The sequence below is a fragment of the Vibrio sp. 1069 genome (assembly GCF_033340555.1).
This window is the reverse complement of the sequence record NZ_JAWOWP010000661.1, coordinates 1-587: the sequence shown is the minus strand read 5'-3', so window position 1 is coordinate 587 and position 587 is coordinate 1. Positions and strand designations below refer to the sequence as shown.

Genomic DNA, 587 nt, shown 5'->3' with positions numbered 1-587 from the left:
GTCAATAACTTAATCAAACAAACAGTTTAGATAACATTTCACGCTCTTCAGTGGAGAGCAATGGCTTTTCCTTTTTGTTCAACGTCATGCTGATTTCGCCTTGCAATGTTTTTAACTGACTTGCTGTCAGGTCTCCAAGCTTCTTTTTTAGCTCTTTAAATTGTTGCGCTTTCATCTCTGTATCCTCGCTGTACTCAGGTTTATCCTTCATGTCCTGTCTAACGGCCTCCGTGGCCACACAACATACTTATTCAATAGAATTAGATTAGAATTTGATCGATGGTTTTTTGTCCGAGTATTGTCAAGGTGCGTTAAGTGATACGTAAGACTTTTCCTATGAAAGGTAATTTTACCTACTTCGGGTTATCTAAAATTAAAAAAGGGAAGCAAAAGTGCTTCCCTAATTGCATAAAGAACGCGCGTTAAGTCACATGCACCTTTAAGTTAGTCTCTCTAAGGTCGAGTTAGTTCACACGAACGGCAAATTTGCTCGCCAGCGAATGAAGCTCAGGCAACATGCGATAAATAAGGTGGAGTTGTTGAAGCACCATACGCGCCGAGCTGTCATCCTCATCGCGCCATTCGTT

1 protein-coding gene is annotated in these 587 nt (G+C 41.1%); it reads right to left on the bottom strand.

Going from position 1 to position 587, the window contains the following annotated elements:
- Positions 1-13: 13 nt before the first annotated feature.
- Positions 14-211, bottom strand: a complete 198-nt coding sequence (locus R7040_RS28330; RefSeq protein WP_017448124.1) for a hypothetical protein — start codon at positions 209-211, stop codon at positions 14-16.
- Positions 212-587 lie beyond the last annotated feature (376 nt).